Genomic DNA, 17,580 nt, shown 5'->3' with positions numbered 1-17,580 from the left:
GGAAGGGCAGGACAAGCAGCCGCCTGAGCGCGAACGGCGGGGCCGGCACCGGAAGGACTACGGCAGCAGCCCCGCCCGCCGCGCCGCCACCACCGCCTCGCCCCGGGTGTGCGCCCCGAGCTTGCGCATGGCGGCGCGGAGATAGCCCTTGACGGTTTCCGGGCGCAGCCCGAGCCGCTCGGCCGCCACCGCGTTCGTCGTGCCCGCCGCCACGCAGACGAGGACGTCCACCTCGCGCGGGGCGAGGACCACCGCCACCTCCCGCGCCTGCGGTGCCGAGGCCGACGCCAACCGGCCGCACACCGCGAGGAGTTCGGCCCGCAGCCCCGGGTCGGCGATCTTCGGGGCGAGTGCCCGCAACGCCCCGTGCGCCTCGCGGACCTCCTCCCAGGCCCCGGCCCCGTCGCTCACCGGCGTGGTCGCCGCCGCCAGCAGCGTCCGGGCCTCGTCCCGCACCACCAGCGCCTGCTCCACGTCACGGGCCGCCGCCATCGCCGCGTCCAGCGACCGGTCGCCCAGCGGATGAGCCGCGCGCAGCGCCCCGTACAGCACGCCCCGTACCCGGCGGCGTACGACGACGGGCACCGCGAGGACCGAGCGCAGCCCCTCGGCCCCGACGGCGGCGTCGTACTCGTGGCTGATGTGCCGCGAGCCCTGGTAGTCGGTGACCGCGCAGGCCCTGGCCAGGGTGAGGGCCTTGCCGCCCAGGCCGTGGCCCGCCGACACCGCGAGGCCGCGCAGCGCGCCCGTCGCCGTGCCGCTCAGCTCGGCGATGCGGACCTGGCCCGCGCTCGGGGTGAGCCCGCCGAACGCCACGGGCAGCCCCGTGCCCCGGCGCAGCCGGACCAGCGCCGCGCGCATCTCGACCGCCTCGGCGGCTTCTGCCGTCACCCTCGATCTCCTTGCCGTGCTCTGTTCACCCCCGTTCGGGGGTGGTGAGACCTGCGTCACGCATACACGATGGCAGACACGGTTCCCCCTCACACGGGTCGGGCATGACACGGTCCGCGACGACGCGGGACGAGCAAGGACTCCAGGAGCGCACATGACGACGCCGGACAGCCCCACGCAGCAGTTCCGCAGGGCCCGTGACTTCCTGCTGCGGCATGCCCAGGACTACGAGACGGCGTACGAGGGCTTCGCCTGGCCCCGGCCCGACCGGTTCAACTGGGCCCTCGACTGGTTCGACGTCATCGCCGACGGCAACGAGAAGACCGCCCTGCACATCGTCGAGGAGGACGGCGACGACAACCGTTTCTCCTTCGACACCCTGCGCCGGCGCTCCAATCAGGTCGCCGGCTGGCTGCGTGCCCAGGGGGTGCGGCCCGGCGACCGGGTCCTGCTGATGCTCGGCAACCAGGTCGAGCTGTGGGAGGTGATGCTCGCCGCGATGAAGCTGCGGGCCGTCGTCATCCCCGCGACCCCGCTGCTCGGCCCCGCCGACCTCACCGACCGCGTCGAGCGTGGCCGCGCCCGGCACGTGGTCGTCCGTCCGGAGGACACCGCCAAGTTCGACGAGGTGCCGGGGGAGTACACCCGGATCGTCGTCGGTGGCGGCGGGGCGCCCGTCGAGGGGTGGCTCGCGTACGAGGACGCCGCCGACGCCGCCGACACCTTCGAGCCCGACGGGGTCACCCTCGCCGACGACACGCTGCTGCTGTACTTCACGTCCGGCACGACGGCCCACCCCAAGCTCGTCGAACACACTCATGTCTCCTACCCTGTAGGCCACTTGACGACGATGTTCTGGATCGGCCTGCGTCCCGGCGACGTCCATCTGAACATCTCCTCGCCCGGCTGGGCCAAGCACGCCTGGTCGAACTTCTTCGCGCCGTGGAACGCGGAGGCGACCGTCTTCCTCTACAACTACACGCGCTTCGACGCGGGCAGGCTGATGGCCGCGATGGACCGCGCGGGTGTCACGTCGTTCTGCGCGCCGCCCACCGTCTGGCGCATGCTCATCCAGGCCGACCTCAGCCAACTGGCCACCCCGCCACGGGAAGTGGCCGCCGCCGGGGAGCCGCTCAACCCCGAGGTCATCGAGCAGGTCAAACGCGCCTGGGGCGTCACCGTCCGCGACGGCTTCGGGCAGACCGAGACGTCCGTACAGGTCTCCAACAGTCCGGGCCAGCTGCTCAAGTCGGGCTCCATGGGCCGCCCGAGCCCCGGCTTCACGGTCGAACTCCTCGACCCCGTCACCGGCGAACCCGGCGCGACAGAGGGCGAGATCAGCCTCGACCTGTCCGCGCGCCCCGTCGGCCTGATGGTCGGCTACCACGGCGACCCGGAGCGCACGGCGGAGGCGATGGCGGGCGGCTACTACCGCACCGGCGACATCGGATCCCGTGACGCCGACGGCTACTTGACGTACGTGGGCCGGTCCGACGACGTCTTCAAGGCCAGCGACTACAAGATCAGTCCGTTCGAGCTGGAGAGCGCGCTCCTGGAGCACGAAGCCGTCGCCGAGGCGGCGGTCGTGCCCGCGCCCGACGCGCTCCGGCTCTCCGTCCCGAAGGCGTACGTCGTGCTCGCCGAAGGCTTCGAACCCGGCCCGGACACGGCAAAGCTGCTCTTCGAGCACTCCCGGGCCGTCCTCGCGGCGTACAAGCGGCTGCGCCGCATCGAGTTCGCCGAGCTGCCCAAGACCGTCTCCGGCAAGATCCGCCGCATCGAGCTGCGCGAACGCACCGCGCAGGGCTCGGCCGCCGAGTACCGCGAGGAGGACTTCCGGTGACGACAGATCCAATGGCGACAGACCCAATGGCGACAGATCCGGTGACGGCAGAGCTTTCCTACGCGCACGGCACCGGCACCGCGCCCCTCCTCGGCGACACCATCGGGCGCAACCTTCGGCGTGCCGTCGAGGCGTGGCCGGACCGGGACGCCCTCGTCGACGTGCCGAGCGGGCGGCGCTGGACGTACGCCCAATTCGGCGCGGCTGTCGCCGAGTTGGCGCGCGGGCTGCTCGCTCGCGGTGTCGCCAAGGGGGATCGCGTCGGCATCTGGGCGGTCAACTGCCCCGAATGGGTCCTCGTCCAGTACGCGACCGCCAGGATCGGCGCGATCATGGTCAACATCAACCCGGCATACCGTGCGCACGAGTTGGCGTACGTGCTGAAGCAGTCCGGCGTCTCGGTACTGATCGCGTCCCCCGGCAACAAGGGCGTCGACTATCGGCAGCTGGTCCGCGAAGCCGGCCCCGAATGCCCGCAGCTGCGTGAGCGGGTCTACATCGGCGAGGAGAGCTGGGACGCGCTCGTCGCCGCCGCGTCAGCCGCAGCGGACGAGCAACTGGCGGCGCGAGAGGCGGAGTTGTCCTGCGACGACCCCGTCAACATCCAGTACACCTCCGGCACCACCGGCTTCCCGAAAGGTGCCACGCTCTCCCACCACAACATCCTGAACAACGGCTACTGGGTGGGCGAGACGGTCGGCTACACCGAGCAGGACCGCGTGTGCCTGCCCGTGCCCTTCTACCACTGTTTCGGGATGGTCATGGGGAACCTGGGGGCCACCTCCCACGGTGCCTGCATCGTCATCCCCTGCCCGTCCTTCGAACCGGCGGCGACGCTGCGGGCCGTGCAGGACGAGCGGTGCACGGCGCTCTACGGCGTACCGCCGATGTTCATCGCCGAGCTGAACCTGCCGGACTTCGCCTCGTACGACCTGTCGTCGCTGCGCACCGGCATCATGGCGGGCTCGCCGTGCCCCGCCGAGGTGATGAAGCGGGTCGTCGCCGAGATGCACATGGCCGAGGTGTCCATCTGCTACGGCATGACCGAGACCTCGCCCGTCTCGCTGCAGACCCGCCGCGACGACGACCTGGAACGCCGCACCGGCACCGTCGGCCGCGTCCTGCCGCACATCGAGGTCAAGGTGATCGACCCGGTCAGCGGCGTCACGCTGCCCCGAGGCGAACCCGGGGAGCTCTGCACCCGCGGTTACAGCGTGATGCTCGGCTACTGGGACGAGCCGGAGAGAACCGCCGAAGCCGTCGACGCCGGGCGGTGGATGCACACCGGGGACCTCGCGGTGCTGCGCGAGGACGGCTACGCGCAGATCGTCGGCCGCATCAAGGACATGATCATCCGCGGCGGCGAGAACGTCTATCCGCGCGAGATCGAGGAGTTCCTCTACGGGCATCCCGGCATCGCCGATGTGCAGGTGGTGGGCGTACCGCACGAGAAGTACGGCGAAGAGGTGCTGGCCTGCGTGATCCTGCGGGACCCGGCCGCCGGACTCACCCTCGACGAACTGCGCGCCTACTGCCGCGACCGGCTCGCGCACTACAAGGTGCCGACCCGGCTGCGGATTCTCGACTCCTTCCCGATGACGGTGAGCGGGAAGGTCCGCAAGGTGGAACTGCGGGAAGGATACGGGGAGGTGTAGACAGGGAGCCGGAGCGGGAATGGACGCTACAGCTCCCGCCGCATGCAGACCCTCGGCCACCGGTCGAGTCCGCTGTCCGCCTCCGCCGCGCGGAGGGAGCGCAGGCCAGGCGTGAGGTCGGATTCGGTGAGCCGGCGGAAGCCAAGACGCTCGTAGTAGGGAGCGTTCCACGGCACGTCGGTGAAGGTGGTCAGGGTGAGACCGGCCAGGCCTTGGTCGCGCGCGCAGTCGGCGGCACACGCGATCAGGGCCTGGCCCACGCCGCGCCGGGCGGCGTCCGGATGCACGGTCACCTTGCACGGGATCACTGGATCAGGCCCCGCTCGCGATCAGTTCGTCCGCCGGGCTGTTCACCGGCTGGGGCACCCCGGCGAGGTCGAGGACGAAGAGCGGGACGCCCAGTTCGTCCGCGCGGGTACGGGCCCCGTCCGCGTACCCCGCGAGGGAGAAGAACACGGACGTCGCGGACTCCGTCATCGACTGGAGCCACAGGCACTCCACGTCGCGCTCCGTCGCGGGCCGCACCGACGGCTCGACCTGGGCGACGACCCCCTGTGCCGCGAGACCGATACCGGACACGGGGCGCTGGTCGGCGCGGCGCACGTCCCGGTAGCCGAGCCAGCCCAGGTACAGCGCGGCGGCGGTCACCGCGTCACGCGCGGTACGGATGGCGACGGGCTGGAACGCGGGCCGGGGTGTGGCCGCCGTCCGTGGCAGCGGTATGTGGGAGGGCGCGGGGGCCTGGTCGCTCTGGACCGGGACGCGCAGCAGGGTGCCGCAGTCACAGCCCAGCTCGGGGCGTGGCCAACGGTCCCGGCGGCCGCACATGGGGCAGCGCAGGGTGACCCAGTCGTCGGCCCAGGTGCGGTCGCTGACCCGCTCGGCCTCGGCTCCGCGCAGCAGCGGGGGAGCGACGGGGGCGCCGCACGCGCAGGGCAGTACGGCGGGTGTGTAGAGGTGCTCGCGCAGGCAGGCCGGACACCGTACGCGTACTGGCTCGGCGATGGCGCACCCCCCTCGGGCCCCGCGGGTTCCACTTCGACGTCCGTCTCATCATCCACCTTGACGGCCTTCAAGACCCCCCTCTACATTGCTTCCATATAGCAGAACATAGTTTCCACATTGTGGAAACTGTGCTTTGTGGAAGCACGACGGAATTCAGAGCTCGCCGCGGGGCGCGACGGGAGCGCGAATCCGACATCCGGACCCAGACGTAGTCAGTCACATACGTACTCAGTCACAGCAGAAGTCGGGAGCACCTCATGGCTCGAATGACCGCCGCCCGCGCGGCCGTTGAGATCCTCAAGCGCGAAGGCGTCAGCAATGCGTTCGGCGTGCCCGGTGCCGCCATCAACCCCTTCTACAAGGAGCTCAAGGAGAGCGGTGGCATCGACCACACGCTCGCCCGCCACGTCGAGGGCGCCTCGCACATGGCCGAGGGCTACACCCGCGCCAACCCCGGCAACATCGGGGTCTGCATCGGGACGTCGGGCCCGGCCGGCACCGACATGATCACCGGCCTGTACTCCGCCATCGGCGACTCGATCCCGATCCTGTGCATCACGGGCCAGGCACCGAGCCACCTGCTGCACAAGGAGGACTTCCAGGCCGTCGACATCGCCTCCATCGCCAAGACGGTGGCGAAGATGGCCGTGACGGTCCTGGAGGCCGCACAGGTCCCCGGCGTCTTCCAGCAGGCGTTCCACTTGATGCGCTCCGGCCGTCCGGGGCCGGTCCTCATCGACCTGCCGATCGACGTCCAGCAGACCGAGATCGAGTTCGACCCGGAGACGTACGAGCCGCTGCCGGTCTACAAGCCGGCCGCGACCCGCGCCCAGATCGAGAAGGCGATCGGCTTCCTCCTGGAGTCCGAGCGGCCGCTGATCGTCGCGGGCGGCGGCATCATCAACGCGGACGCGAGCGACCTGCTCGTCGAGTTCGCCGAGCTCACCAACACCCCGGTCGTTCCTACGCTGATGGGCTGGGGCACCATCCCCGACGACCACGAGCTGAACGCGGGCATGGTCGGCCAGCAGACCGGTCACCGCTACGGCAACGCCACGTTCCTGGAGTCGGACTTCGTCCTCGGACTCGGCAACCGCTGGGCCAACCGCCACACCGGCTACAAGCTCGACGTGTACCGCGGTGAGCGGAAGTTCGTGCACGTCGACATCGAGCCGACCCAGATCGGCAAGATCTTCGCCCCGGACTACGGGATCACGTCCGACGCCAAGGCGGCCCTGGAGCTGTTCGTCGAGGTCGCGCGTGAACTCAAGGCCGCGGGCAGGCTCCCCGACCGCTCCGCCTGGGTCGCCTCGCACCTGGAGCGCAAGGAGACCCTCCTGCGCCGTACGCACTTCGACAACATCCCCATGAAGCCGCAGCGCGTCTACGAGGAGATGAACAAGGCGTTCGGCAAGGACACGCGGTACGTCAGCACGATCGGCCTCTCGCAGATCGCCGGCGCCCAGATGCTGCACGTCTACAAGCCGCGGCACTGGATCAACTGCGGCCAGGCGGGCCCGCTCGGCTGGACCATCCCGGCCGCGCTCGGCGTCGCCAAGGCCGACCCGGACACGCAGGTCGTGGCCCTGTCCGGCGACTACGACTTCCAGTTCATGATCGAGGAGCTGGCGGTCGGCGCGCAGCACCGCATCCCGTACGTCCACGTCCTGGTGAACAACGCCTACCTGGGCCTGATCCGCCAGGCCCAGATCGGCCTGGACATCAACTTCCAGGTCAACCTGGAATTCGAGAACCAGAACAGCCCCGAGCTCGGCGTCTACGGCGTCGACCACGTCAAGGTCGCCGAGGGCCTGGGCTGCAAGGCGATCCGGGTGACCGACCCGAACGAGCTGGGCGAGGCCCTGGAGCGGGCCAAGAAGCTCGCCCAGGAGCACCAGGTGCCGGTCGTCGTCGAGGCGATCCTGGAGCGCATCACGAACATCTCGATGAGCCCCACGGCCGACATCAGCGCGGTCAAGGAGTTCGAGGAGGTCGCCACGGAGGCGGGGCACGCGCCCACGTCGATCCGTCCGCTGAAGGTCTGACAGCCTCCTCGCGAGGGGCGGGTCACCGGTTCATGTGAACCGGTGACCCGCCCCTTTTGTGTTATGGCTGCGCTGCGCTGCGCTGCGCTGCGCTGCGCTGTGCGGGAGGGGGTGGTCGGGTGACCGCGGCCCCGGTGGGGGCTGGTCGCGCAGTTCCCCGCGCCCCTGAGATGCGCACTGCGTGCGCCATCTCAGAGGGCGCACGCAGCGCGCCCCATGGGGCTGCGGCGGAGCCGCATGCTCCAGGGGCGCGGGGAACTGCGCGACCAGCCCCCACCGGCCCGCAGGCAAGCACCCCCCCCGGGAGCAAGGGCGACCACCAAGCACCCGGACCCGCCGGCCAGGCACGCGCGCATGCCGAAGCCCCGGGTACGGACCGTCGTACCCGGGGCTGGTGCGGGAGGTTGGGGCCGTCCGACGGCGCGCGACTGGCGGAACATGCATGCGCGCCACCGGACGGAGTCGATGTGGCTGGGACCGCGGCGCCTGGGCGACGGCTTGCCGGGTGCCCTTCCTCAGGTCGAAAGGGAGCCCGGAGCCTTCACCACCGCACTGGCTCGCACCAGTCGCCGCGGTCCTCGTCCTCCCGCATCACCCGCGCGGACACCCCTCATCCGGGTCGCGCGGGCGGTGCGGGCTTGTGCGTACGAAGCTGACCTCCCGTCAAGCTCCGTACGCAGTCTGTGCAGTTACTGGGGTTCAGTCCTCGCGCAGGGCGCGGACCGCTTCCTCGACGCGCTTGCCGTAGTCCGGGTCGGCGGCGTGGAAGTGGGCGACAGCCTTCTCCACGATGTCGTCGCGGGAGACCTGGGAGAGGCCGCCGGCGATGTTCGCCACCAGACGTCCCTTCTCGTCCTCCGACATCAGGCGGTACAACTCGCCCGCCTGGAAGAAGTCGTCGTCCTTGTTGTGGGCCGGGGCCTCGTGCGTACCCGTGTGGCCGGAGACGGCGAGCGGCGCGGCGAGCGCGTTGCCGGTCTCGGTCGGGCCGTCGAAGGAGTTCGGCTCGTAGTTCTTGCGGGAGCGGGCGTAGGCGTTGGCCGCCATGAGACCGTCGCGGCCGTAGTTGTCGGCTCCGCCGACCACCGCCTTCGGCGCGTTCACCGGGAGCTGCGTGTGGTTGACGCCCAGGCGGTAGCGGTGCGCGTCCGCGTAGGCGAACAGGCGGCCCTGGAGCATCTTGTCCGGCGAAGGACCGATGCCGGGCACGAAGTTGTTCGGGGAGAACGCGGCCTGCTCGACCTCGGCGAACACGTTGTCCGGGTTGCGGTCGAGGACCATCCGGCCCACGCGCTGCAGCGGGTAGTCCGCGTGCGGCCACACCTTGGTGAGGTCGAACGGGTTGAACCGGTACTCCGCGGCCTCGGCCGCCGGCATGATCTGCACGTACAGCGTCCAGGACGGGTTCACACCACGCTCGATGGCCTGCAGCAGGTCCGTCTGGTGCGAGTTGGGGTCCTTGCCCGCGAGCTCCGCGCCCTGCTCGGCGGAGAGGCAGCGGATGCCCTGGTTCGTCTTGAAGTGGTACTTCACGAAGAAGGCCTCGCCCGCCTCGTTCGTCCACTGGTAGGTGTGCGAGCCGAAGCCGTTCATGTGGCGGTACGAGGCCGGGATGCCGCGGTCGCCCATCAGCCAGGTCACCTGGTGCGTGACCTCGGGGGAGTGCGCCCAGAAGTCCCAGACGTTCTCCGGCTCCTGCTTGCCCGTGAACGGGTCGCGCTTCTGGGAGTGGATGAAGTCGGGGAACTTCAGCGGGTCCTTGATGAAGAACACCGGGGTGTTGTTGCCGACGAGGTCGTAGTTGCCCTCTTCGGTGTAGAACTTCACCGCGAAGCCGCGCGGGTCACGGACGGCGTCCGCGCCACCGAGGTTGTCGGCGACGGTCGAGAAGCGCGTGAACAGTTCGGTGCGCTTGCCGACGGTGTTCAGGAAGTCGGCGTGGGTGAAGGCGGTGACGTCGTCCGTCACCTCGAAGTAGCCGTACGCGCCGGAGCCGCGGGCGTGCACCACGCGCTCCGGGATGCGCTCACGGTTGAAACGGGCGAGCTTCTCCAGGAGGTGCTGGTCCTGGAGCAGGATCGGGCCGCCGACGCCTGCGGTGGCGGAGTTCTGGTTGTCGGCGACAGGGGCGCCGGACTCGGTCGTGAGCACACGCTTCGGCATTATTTCGAGGCGACCTTCCGTGCAGTGGCTGCTGACGATGTGGGGGAGCGTAAGGACCCCTGAACTGCTGCGTCAACAGTTTGTTGAAGTTATGGGCGTACTTGGTTCAACTTTTTGTTGAATAAGTGGGCATGGTTCCGGGCCGCGGCGGCGCCTGGGCGCGACAGGACAGGTGTCAGCGACGCCACGGCCCGGAAGTCTGTGGGGGTCAGGCGACCTGGTCGCCCGAGAGGCGCTCGACCGAGCGCAGCAGCGCGGAGTGGTCGAGGCCGCCGTCACCCTGGGCGCGCAGCGAGGCCACCAGTTGGGCGACCACGGCGCCGACCGGCAGGGCCGCACCGACATTGCGGGCGGCGTCGGTGACGATGCCCATGTCCTTGTGGTGCAGGTCGATGCGGAAGCCCGGCTTGAAGTCCCGGTTCAGGAAGTTGTCCTTCTTGCGGGTCAGGACGGTCGAGCCGGCCAGGCCGCCGTTGAGGACGTCGAGCGCGGCCTTGAGGTCGACGCCGGACTTCTCCAGGAAGACCACGGCCTCGGCGCACGCCTGGATGTTCACGGCGACGATCAGCTGGTTGGCGGCCTTCACGGTCTGGCCCGAGCCGTGCGGACCGCACAGCACGATGGTCTTGCCCAGCGCGTCGAGGAGCGGCTTGGCCTCGTCGAAGTCGGCCTGCTCACCGCCGACCATGATGGACAGGACGGCCTCGATCGCGCCGGCCTCGCCACCGGAGACCGGGGCGTCCAGGACGCGGATGCCCTTGTCCTTCGCGGCCTTCGCCAGGTCCACCGAGGTCTGCGGCGTGATCGAGGACATGTCGACGAGCAGCGCGCCCGACTTCGCGTTCTCCAGGATGCCGTCGGCGCCGTAGGCGATCGCCTCGACCTGCGGGGAGGCGGGGACCATGGTGACGACCACGTCGGCGTCCCTGACGGCCTCGGCGATCGACTTCACGGCCGTGCCGCCGGCCGCGGAGAGGCGGTCCAGCTTGTCCTGCTCCAGGGTGAAGCCCGTGACGTCGTAACCGGCCTTGATCAGGTTCTCCGCCATGGGCGAGCCCATGATGCCGAGACCGATCCACGCGACCGCCGGGCGGGTGGGCTGGGAACTAGAAGGCAGGTTGTTGCTCATGAGGGTGACTCCAAAAGCGTTGATACGTCGATGAGTTGAGAGTCGCTTCAGGCGGCGCGGTGCTCGTGCGGCAGCCAGCCGAAGGACTCGGCGCTCGGGGCGTCGCCCGGCTTGTACTCCAGGCCCACGTAGCCCTCGTAGCCGGCCTTCGTGAGCTGGTCGAGCAGCTCGCCGAGCGGCAGCGAGCCGGTGCCCGGCGCGCCGCGGCCCGGGTTGTCGGCGATCTGCACGTGGGCCGTCTTGTCGGCGTAGGCGCTGATGACGCCCGGCAGGTCCTCGCCGTTCATGGACAGGTGGTAGAGGTCCATGAGGAACTTGGCGTTGCCGAGGCCGGTCGCCGTGTTCACCTTGTCCACGATCTCGATCGCCTTGGGGGCGCTCACGATCGGGCAGGCGGGCGACTCCGGCTTGTTCAGCGCCTCGATCAGCAGCACGGCGCCGACGCGGTCGGCCGCGCGGGCCGCCAGGACCAGGTTCTCCAGGGCGAGTTCGTCCTGGACGGCCGGGTCCACGCCCTCGACGCGGTTGCCGTACAGCGCGTTGAGCGCCGTGCAGCCGAGCGAGGCGGCGAAGTCGGCCGCGACGTCGACGTTCGCGCGGAACTTCGCGCTCTCCTCGCCGGGGATCGACAGGGCGCCGCGGTCGGGTCCCGGCAGCTGTCCCGCGTAGAAGTTCAGGCCGGTGAGCTGGACGCCCGCGTCCTTGATCGCGTCACGCAGGGCGTCGAGCTCGGACTGCTCCGGGGTGGGGGCGTCGACCCAGGGCCACCACAGCTCGACCGCGGTGAAGTCGGCCGCGGCGGCGGCCGCGGGGCGCTCCAGGAGCGGGAGTTCCGTGAAGAGGATCGACAGGTTGACGGTGAAGCGCTGGTCTGCGGCTGTGCGCGATCCAAAAACGGGCATCGGGGTCGGCGCTCCCTTCTGGTTCGTGTTCCGCATGGCGTTGAGTTCCGTATTGCGGAAGTTCGTTTCTGCTTGATGGAAGGTTGCCTGGGGAGCGTGGGAGCTGTCAAGAGGGGCTGCCGGAAAAGTGCCGATCGGCATTAGGTTGAGCGGGTGCGATTGAGAGTGGAGTTCACGACCGAGCCCTTCGACCTCGACGAGGCGCCGCCGCACGCGGTCGTCGCCCGGGACGTCGTGCAGGGAGCCGACCTGGAAGCGGTCGATGTCGGGCCCTTCGGCAACACGGCGGAGGGGGAGGCCGGTCGGGTGCTCACCGCCGTCGACGCGCTGCTGCGCCAGGCCCTCGAAGCCGGAGCCACCCGCGTCTCGCTCCAGGTCAACGTGCTGGCGGAGGAGCCTGTCGAGACCGGGGAGGGTGATAAGTGACCGGTCTGGGGGACGAGCCCTTCGTCCGGGCGGTCAAGCCGCTCGTCGACGCCATGGGGGCCGAGATGCTCCCGCCGAGCGAGGCGGGCAAGGATGACGTCGTGCTGAGCTGGGAGGGCGTCGAGGTGATAGCCGTGCGGCTGCCCCAGCTGGCCGACTCCCTCGATCACATTCTGGCCGCCATGGAGCGCAAGGAGGGCAAACCGCTCGCCGAGCTCGACCGCAAGGAGAAGCAGGAGGCTGTCCGCCTGCTGGAGGCGCGCGGCGCCTTCTCGGTGCGACACGGCGTCGAGACCGTGGCCGGCGCACTGGGGGTATCCCGATTCACTGTGTACAACTACCTCAACCGCGAGAAGGCCACCTGAACCGGCACGACCCGGTTTGACCTGCGGTGATCGCGCGCTCACCGAACCGCCGTCCGGATATCGGACGGCGGTTTTTGTCACTCAAAGTTTTCAACAAAGTGTTGACGCAGTGTTTCCGAGGGCGTTAGCTATCCGCAGCCCGTCCAGCACCAGGCCACGGAGGCACCCCGTGACTTCAGGATCGACAGCTACTTCTCGGGGACTCGCCCGGTTCAACGCCTCGCAAGAGAGCGCGGCCCGGACCGATCTCCACGAGGTATGTGCTTCATCGGCGTGGGGGAGCAAGATCATCGCCCAGCGCCCCTTCGCCACCACCGAGTCCCTCTTCGAAGCCAGTGACGCCGCGATGGCCGAACTGACCGCGGAGGATCTCGCCGAGGCGATGGCGGGGCACCCGCCGATCGGCCGCCCGAAGCCCGGCGACCCGACCTCGTCACGCGAACAGCGTGGCATGGCGGGAGCCTCCGAGGAACTCAAGGCGGAGATGCTCGAGCGGAACCTGGCCTACCAGGACCGGTTCGGACATGTCTTCCTCATCTGCGCCACCGGGGCGAGCGCGGAGCAGATGCTCGAAGCGCTCACGACGCGTATCGGCAACACGCCCGAGCAGGAGCGGGAGATCGTCCGCACCGAACTGGGCAAGATCAACCGTATCCGCCTCACCCGCCTCGTAGAACAACGTGACGCTGAACAAGGGGACAACGCCTGATGAGCACCGAGACCACCGCTTCGGTGTCCACGCACATCCTGGACACCAGCATCGGACGCCCCGCCGGGGGCGTCGCCATCTCCCTTGCCGCGCGCGCCGGTTCGGGCGCCGCCTGGGTGGCGCTCGGCGGCTCGGCCACCGATGCGGACGGGCGCTGCAAAGACCTGCCGGCTCTGCCGGAGGGAACCACCCACGTCCGTCTGGACTTCGAGACGGAAGCGTATTTCGCGACCTCCTCGACGTCCGCCAACCAGCAAGCCGATGCGCAGCAGGACGCCCCCGCGAATCGGGACAGCGGCGCGACCGGAGCGTTCTTCCCGGAGGTGGCGATCACGTTCGCCGTCACGCCGGGCGAGCACTACCACGTGCCGTTGCTGCTCAACCCGTTCGGCTACTCCGTTTACCGAGGGAGCTAGCAGACATGCCCACGATTCTCGGCCAGAACCAATACGGCAAAGCAGAGAACCGCGTCGTCAAGATCACGCGGGACGGCGACACCCACCACATCAAGGACCTGAACGTCTCGGTCGCGCTCAGCGGCGACCTCGACGACGTCCACTACAACGGGTCCAACGCCAACTGCCTGCCGACCGACACCACGAAGAACACCTGCTTCGCCTTCGCCAAGGAACACGGCATCGACTCGGCGGAGCAGTACGGCATCCACCTCGCGCGGCACTTCGTCGACAGCCAGCCGTCCATCCACCGGGCGCGCATCCGCATCGAGGAGTACTCCTGGGAGCGGATCTCCGGCTCCGACGCGAACGCCAAGTTCATCGGTGCCGACGAGGTCATGCACTCCTTCGTCCGCAAGGGCCAGGAGACGCGCGTCGCGCAGATCACGTATGACGGCAAGAGCTTCGAAGTCCTGTCCGGGCTCAAGGACTTGACCGTGCTGAACTCCACGAACTCCGAGTTCTGGGGCTACATCAAGGACAAGTACACGACCCTCAAGGAGGACTACGACCGCATTCTCGCCACGTCGCTGTCCACCTGGTGGCGGCACAACTGGACCAGCGACGAGCAGCGCATGCCGCAGTGGGAGAAGTCCTACGACCAGGCCAAGAAGCACATCCTCCAGGCCTTCGTCGAGACGTACTCGCTCTCGCTGCAGCAGACCCTGTACCAAATGGGTTCGCGCGTCATCAACAACCGCAGCGAGATCGACGAGATCCGCTTCTCCGCGCCGAACAAGCACCACTTCCGCCAGGACCTGTCGCCGTTCGGCCTGGACAACGACGCGAAGGACGGCGCCGTGTACCTCGCCGCCGACCGTCCCTACGGCCTGATCGAGGCCACCATCCTGCGGGACGGCGCCGAGCAGCGCATCCCGGTCGACATGACCAACCTCTGACGCCTGAAGGCGTACTCGGACGCGACAGCGCACCCCCGTCCACCCCGGTCGGCGGGGGTGCGCCGCACCGGAGGGAACAACGCAATGGCAGTGCCAGCAAAGGGGCCGGCTGAAGCCGAGGGCCCGTGTTCTGAATTCCCCGGCCCATCGGAGAGCGCCGACGCGGTGCACCCGGTGGACGAAAAGCTCCACGTCTCGCGGCTCGTCCCCGCCGCTCTCCAGCACATCGCCGCCATGTACGCGGGCGTCGTCACCCCTCCGCTCATCATCGGCCAGGCCGTCCATCTGGACACCGCGGGCCGCACCCGGCTGATCGCCGCGTCCCTGCTCATCGCCGGCGTGGCCACCCTGCTCCAGACCCTTGGCGTCAAGGGCTTCGTCGGCAACCGGCTGCCCTTCGTCAACGCCGCCTCGTCGGCCGGTATCGCGCCGATGCTCGCGATCGCCGAGACCAACGCGACGGGCGACCAACTCCCCGCCATCTACGGGGCGGTGATGGTCGCGGGTGTCTTCTGCCTGGCCATCGGCCCGTTCTTCGGACGCCTCCTGCGCTTCTTCCCGCCGCTCGTCACCGGCGTCGTCATCACCCTCATCGGGGTGACGCTGATGCCCGTGCCCGTCGGCTGGGCCCAGGGCGGCGACGCGACCGCCGCCGACTACGGCGACATGCGCTTCCTCGCGCTCGCCGGCTTCACCCTCGTCGTCATCCTGCTGATCCAGCGCTTCGGCAAGGGCTTCGTCAAGCAAGTCGCCCTGCTCTTCGGCCTGTTGATCGGCACGCTGGCCGCGATCCCGTTCGGCATGGCCGACTTCAGCGCGCTCGGCTCCGCGCCGGTCGCCGCGCTCCCGACGCCGTTCGCCTTCGGCGCCCCGGAGTTCCAGCCCGCCGCGATCGTCTCGCTCTGCCTGGTGATGCTCGTCCTGATGACCGAGTCCTCGGCCGGCATGCTCGCCATCGGTGAGATCTGCGAGCGCGAGACCTCGGGCCGGACCATCACGCGCGGCCTGCGCACCGACGGCATCGCCACCTTCGTCGGCCCGGTCTTCGGCGGCTTCCCGACCTCCGCCTTCGCCCAGAACGTCGGCGTCGTCTCCCTGACCAAGGTGCGCAGCCGGTACGTCGTCGCGGTGGCAGGCGGCGCGCTGCTGATCCTCGGCATCTTCCCGATGCTCGGCGCGGTCGTCTCCCTGGTCCCCATGCCGGTCCTGGGCGGCGCGGGCATCGTCCTCTTCGGCTCCATCGCCGTCAGCGGCATCCGCACGCTCTCCGAGGCCGGCCTCGACGACAGCTCCAACATCATCCTGGTGGCCGTCTCGCTCGGCGCGGGCATCATCCCGCTCGCCGCCCCCACCTTCTACGCCGACTTCCCGGCCTGGGCGCAGACCGTGCTCGGCTCCGGCATCAGCGCCGGCGCGCTCGTCGCCGTATCGCTGAACCTGTTCTTCCACCATCTCGGCACCCGCGGCGGCGCCAGCGCCGCCGCGGCACTCAAATCCACCTAGGGTCCTGCCGTGCCCCCATCGCCACAAAAACGAAATGAAGGAAGCACCATGGCACCTTCTACGGCAGACCGCACCAGCGCAGACCGCACCGCCACCGACCGCATCGTCATCGAGAACGTCGCCATCGCGACGGTCGACGCCACCGACACCGAGTACGCCTCGGGGTACATCGTCGTGGCGGGCAACAAGATCGAGTCCATCGGGGCAGGAAAGGCGCCCGAGGGCCTGGCGAACGTGGTCCGTCGCATCGACGGCACCGGTCACCTCGCCACGCCCGGCCTGGTCAACACCCACCACCACTTCTACCAGTGGATCACCCGGGGCATCGCCACGGACCACAACCTGTTCAACTGGCTGAAGACGCTGTACCCGACGTGGGCGCGCATCGACGAGCAGATGACGTACGCGGCGGCGCAGGGCTCCCTCGGGATGATGGTCAGGGGTGGCGTCACCACCGCCATGGACCACCATTACGTGTTCCCGCAAGGGTCGGGCGACCTCTCCGGGTCGATCATCCGCGCCGCCTCCGAGATGGGCGTGCGCTTCACCCTGGCCCGCGGCTCCATGGACCGCAGCGAGAAGGACGGCGGGCTGCCGCCGGACTTCGCCGTCGAGACCCTCGAAGGCGCGCTCGCCGCGACCGAGGAGACGGTCAGGAAGCACCACGACTCCTCCTTCGACGCGATGACGCAGGTCGCGGTGGCGCCCTGCTCGCCGTTCTCCGTCTCCACCGAACTCCTCAAGCAGGGCGCCGAGTTGGCTCGCCGCCTCGGGGTGCGCCTGCACACCCACGGCAGCGAGACGGTCGAGGAGGAGAAGTTCTGCCACGAGCTGTTCGGCATGGGCCCGACCGACTACTTCGAGTCGACGGGCTGGCTCGGCGAGGACGTGTGGATGGCGCACAGCGTCCACATGAACGACTCCGACATCGCCGCCTTCGGCCGGACGAAGACGGGCGTGGCGCACTGCCCGTCGTCAAATGCCCGGCTGGCAGCGGGTATCGCCCGCGTCCCCGACATGCTGGCCGCCGGTGTGCCGGTCGGCCTCGGTGTCGACGGCACCGCCTCCAACGAGTCGGGCGAACTGCACACCGAACTCCGTAACGCGCTGCTCATCAACCGGCTCGGCGCGCACCGCGAGGCCGCCCTGAACGCCCGTCAGGCGCTGCGCCTGGGGACGTACGGCGGCGCCCAGGTCCTCGGCCGCGCGACCCAGATCGGCTCGCTCGAAGCCGGGAAGCTCGCCGACCTCGTCTTGTGGAAGCTGGACACCCTGGCCCACTCGTCCATCGCCGATCCGGTCACCGCGCTCGTCTTCGGCGCGGCCGCACCGGTCACCCTCTCCCTCGTCAATGGCAAGCCGGTCGTGGAGGACAGCCGCCTCCTGCATGTCGACGAGGACGCCATCGCCCGCTCCACGCGGGACGAGGCACAGCGCCTCGCGCGGATCGCCGCGCAGAGCTGACACACCCGGAACTCCGGCCGGGGAGGACGGTCCCCGGCCGGACCCGAGCAGCCGAGCGGGCTGTTCGGGTGCCGCCCCGGTACGTGGCCCAAAGCTTCACGTTCCCGGGGCGGTCAGAGCTGCTTG

The 17,580-nt window shown here is 69.6% G+C and carries 15 protein-coding genes and 1 pseudogene; 10 read left to right on the top strand and 6 right to left on the bottom strand.

Annotated features, from left to right (window positions below):
* Positions 1–57: 57 nt before the first annotated feature.
* Positions 58–891, bottom strand: coding sequence for a response regulator transcription factor (locus tag ACIREE_RS15090; RefSeq protein WP_404151109.1), 834 nt, complete (start codon positions 889–891; stop codon positions 58–60).
* A gap of 154 nt (positions 892–1,045) precedes the next feature.
* Here ACIREE_RS15090 and ACIREE_RS15085 point away from each other — a divergent pair, with 154 nt between their 5' ends.
* Positions 1,046–2,734, top strand: a complete 1,689-nt coding sequence (locus ACIREE_RS15085; RefSeq protein ID WP_404151107.1) for an AMP-binding protein — start codon at positions 1,046–1,048, stop codon at positions 2,732–2,734.
* Between the two features lie 26 nt (positions 2,735–2,760).
* Positions 2,761–4,389 (top strand): AMP-binding protein, encoded by a 1,629-nt coding sequence (locus tag ACIREE_RS15080; protein WP_404151242.1) that lies wholly within the window; start codon positions 2,761–2,763, stop codon positions 4,387–4,389.
* Between the two features lie 26 nt (positions 4,390–4,415).
* Here the strand turns inward: ACIREE_RS15080 and ACIREE_RS15075 are convergent.
* Together ACIREE_RS15075 and ACIREE_RS15070 are read right to left on the bottom strand one after the other, a co-directional pair.
* Positions 4,416–4,685 (bottom strand): annotated as a pseudogene (locus tag ACIREE_RS15075) (GNAT family N-acetyltransferase); the annotation flags it as partial.
* A 16-nt stretch (positions 4,686–4,701) separates the two neighbouring features.
* Complete coding sequence (locus tag ACIREE_RS15070; RefSeq protein ID WP_404151241.1) at positions 4,702–5,394, bottom strand: hypothetical protein; 693 nt, start codon at positions 5,392–5,394, stop codon at positions 4,702–4,704.
* Positions 5,395–5,660: 266 nt separating this feature from the next.
* Between ACIREE_RS15070 and gcl the strand changes: the two genes are divergently transcribed.
* Positions 5,661–7,439, top strand: coding sequence for a glyoxylate carboligase (gcl, locus tag ACIREE_RS15065; RefSeq protein ID WP_404151239.1), 1,779 nt, complete (start codon positions 5,661–5,663; stop codon positions 7,437–7,439).
* Between the two features lie 699 nt (positions 7,440–8,138).
* Here the strand turns inward: gcl and ACIREE_RS15060 are convergent.
* From ACIREE_RS15060 to ACIREE_RS15050, 3 genes are all read right to left on the bottom strand, one after another.
* Positions 8,139–9,602, bottom strand: coding sequence for a catalase (locus ACIREE_RS15060; protein WP_404151105.1), 1,464 nt, complete (start codon positions 9,600–9,602; stop codon positions 8,139–8,141).
* Between the two features lie 208 nt (positions 9,603–9,810).
* Entirely contained in the window at positions 9,811–10,731 is a 921-nt protein-coding gene (locus tag ACIREE_RS15055) for a 2-hydroxy-3-oxopropionate reductase (RefSeq protein ID WP_404151103.1), read from the bottom strand.
* A gap of 47 nt (positions 10,732–10,778) precedes the next feature.
* Positions 10,779–11,633: a TIM barrel protein gene (locus ACIREE_RS15050; protein ID WP_404151237.1), complete on the bottom strand. Its 855-nt coding sequence runs from the start codon at positions 11,631–11,633 to the stop codon at positions 10,779–10,781.
* A 153-nt stretch (positions 11,634–11,786) separates the two neighbouring features.
* Between ACIREE_RS15050 and ACIREE_RS15045 the strand changes: the two genes are divergently transcribed.
* The 7 genes from ACIREE_RS15045 to ACIREE_RS15015 all read left to right on the top strand — a co-directional run bounded on the left by ACIREE_RS15045 (position 11,787) and on the right by ACIREE_RS15015 (position 17,454).
* The gene (locus ACIREE_RS15045; protein ID WP_404151101.1) at positions 11,787–12,059 is read left to right on the top strand and encodes a hypothetical protein; all 273 of its coding nucleotides are present in this window, start codon (positions 11,787–11,789) and stop codon (positions 12,057–12,059) included.
* Complete coding sequence (locus tag ACIREE_RS15040) at positions 12,056–12,424, top strand: helix-turn-helix domain-containing protein (RefSeq protein WP_404151099.1); 369 nt, start codon at positions 12,056–12,058, stop codon at positions 12,422–12,424. The genes ACIREE_RS15045 and ACIREE_RS15040 overlap by 4 nt, the downstream gene beginning before the upstream one ends.
* A 169-nt stretch (positions 12,425–12,593) precedes the next feature.
* Complete coding sequence (uraD, locus tag ACIREE_RS15035) at positions 12,594–13,133, top strand: 2-oxo-4-hydroxy-4-carboxy-5-ureidoimidazoline decarboxylase (RefSeq protein WP_404151097.1); 540 nt, start codon at positions 12,594–12,596, stop codon at positions 13,131–13,133.
* Positions 13,133–13,549: a hydroxyisourate hydrolase gene (uraH, locus tag ACIREE_RS15030; RefSeq protein WP_404151095.1), complete on the top strand. Its 417-nt coding sequence runs from the start codon at positions 13,133–13,135 to the stop codon at positions 13,547–13,549. The genes uraD and uraH overlap by 1 nt, the downstream gene beginning before the upstream one ends.
* A gap of 5 nt (positions 13,550–13,554) precedes the next feature.
* Positions 13,555–14,487, top strand: a complete 933-nt coding sequence (pucL, locus tag ACIREE_RS15025; RefSeq protein ID WP_404151093.1) for a factor-independent urate hydroxylase — start codon at positions 13,555–13,557, stop codon at positions 14,485–14,487.
* Positions 14,488–14,571: 84 nt separating this feature from the next.
* Positions 14,572–15,990: a nucleobase:cation symporter-2 family protein gene (locus ACIREE_RS15020; protein WP_404151091.1), complete on the top strand. Its 1,419-nt coding sequence runs from the start codon at positions 14,572–14,574 to the stop codon at positions 15,988–15,990.
* Positions 15,991–16,038: 48 nt separating this feature from the next.
* Positions 16,039–17,454 carry an 8-oxoguanine deaminase gene (locus tag ACIREE_RS15015; RefSeq protein WP_404151089.1) on the top strand — a complete coding sequence of 472 codons (1,416 nt, stop codon included), beginning with the start codon at positions 16,039–16,041 and terminating at the stop codon, positions 17,452–17,454.
* The last annotated feature ends 126 nt before the right edge of the window (positions 17,455–17,580 follow it).

Source organism: Streptomyces sp. NPDC102467 (genome assembly GCF_044765445.1).
Taxonomy (GTDB): Bacteria; Actinomycetota; Actinomycetes; order Streptomycetales; family Streptomycetaceae; genus Streptomyces.
The sequence above is the reverse complement of the archived record's forward strand: the minus strand, read 5'-3'. Positions and strand labels throughout refer to the sequence as shown.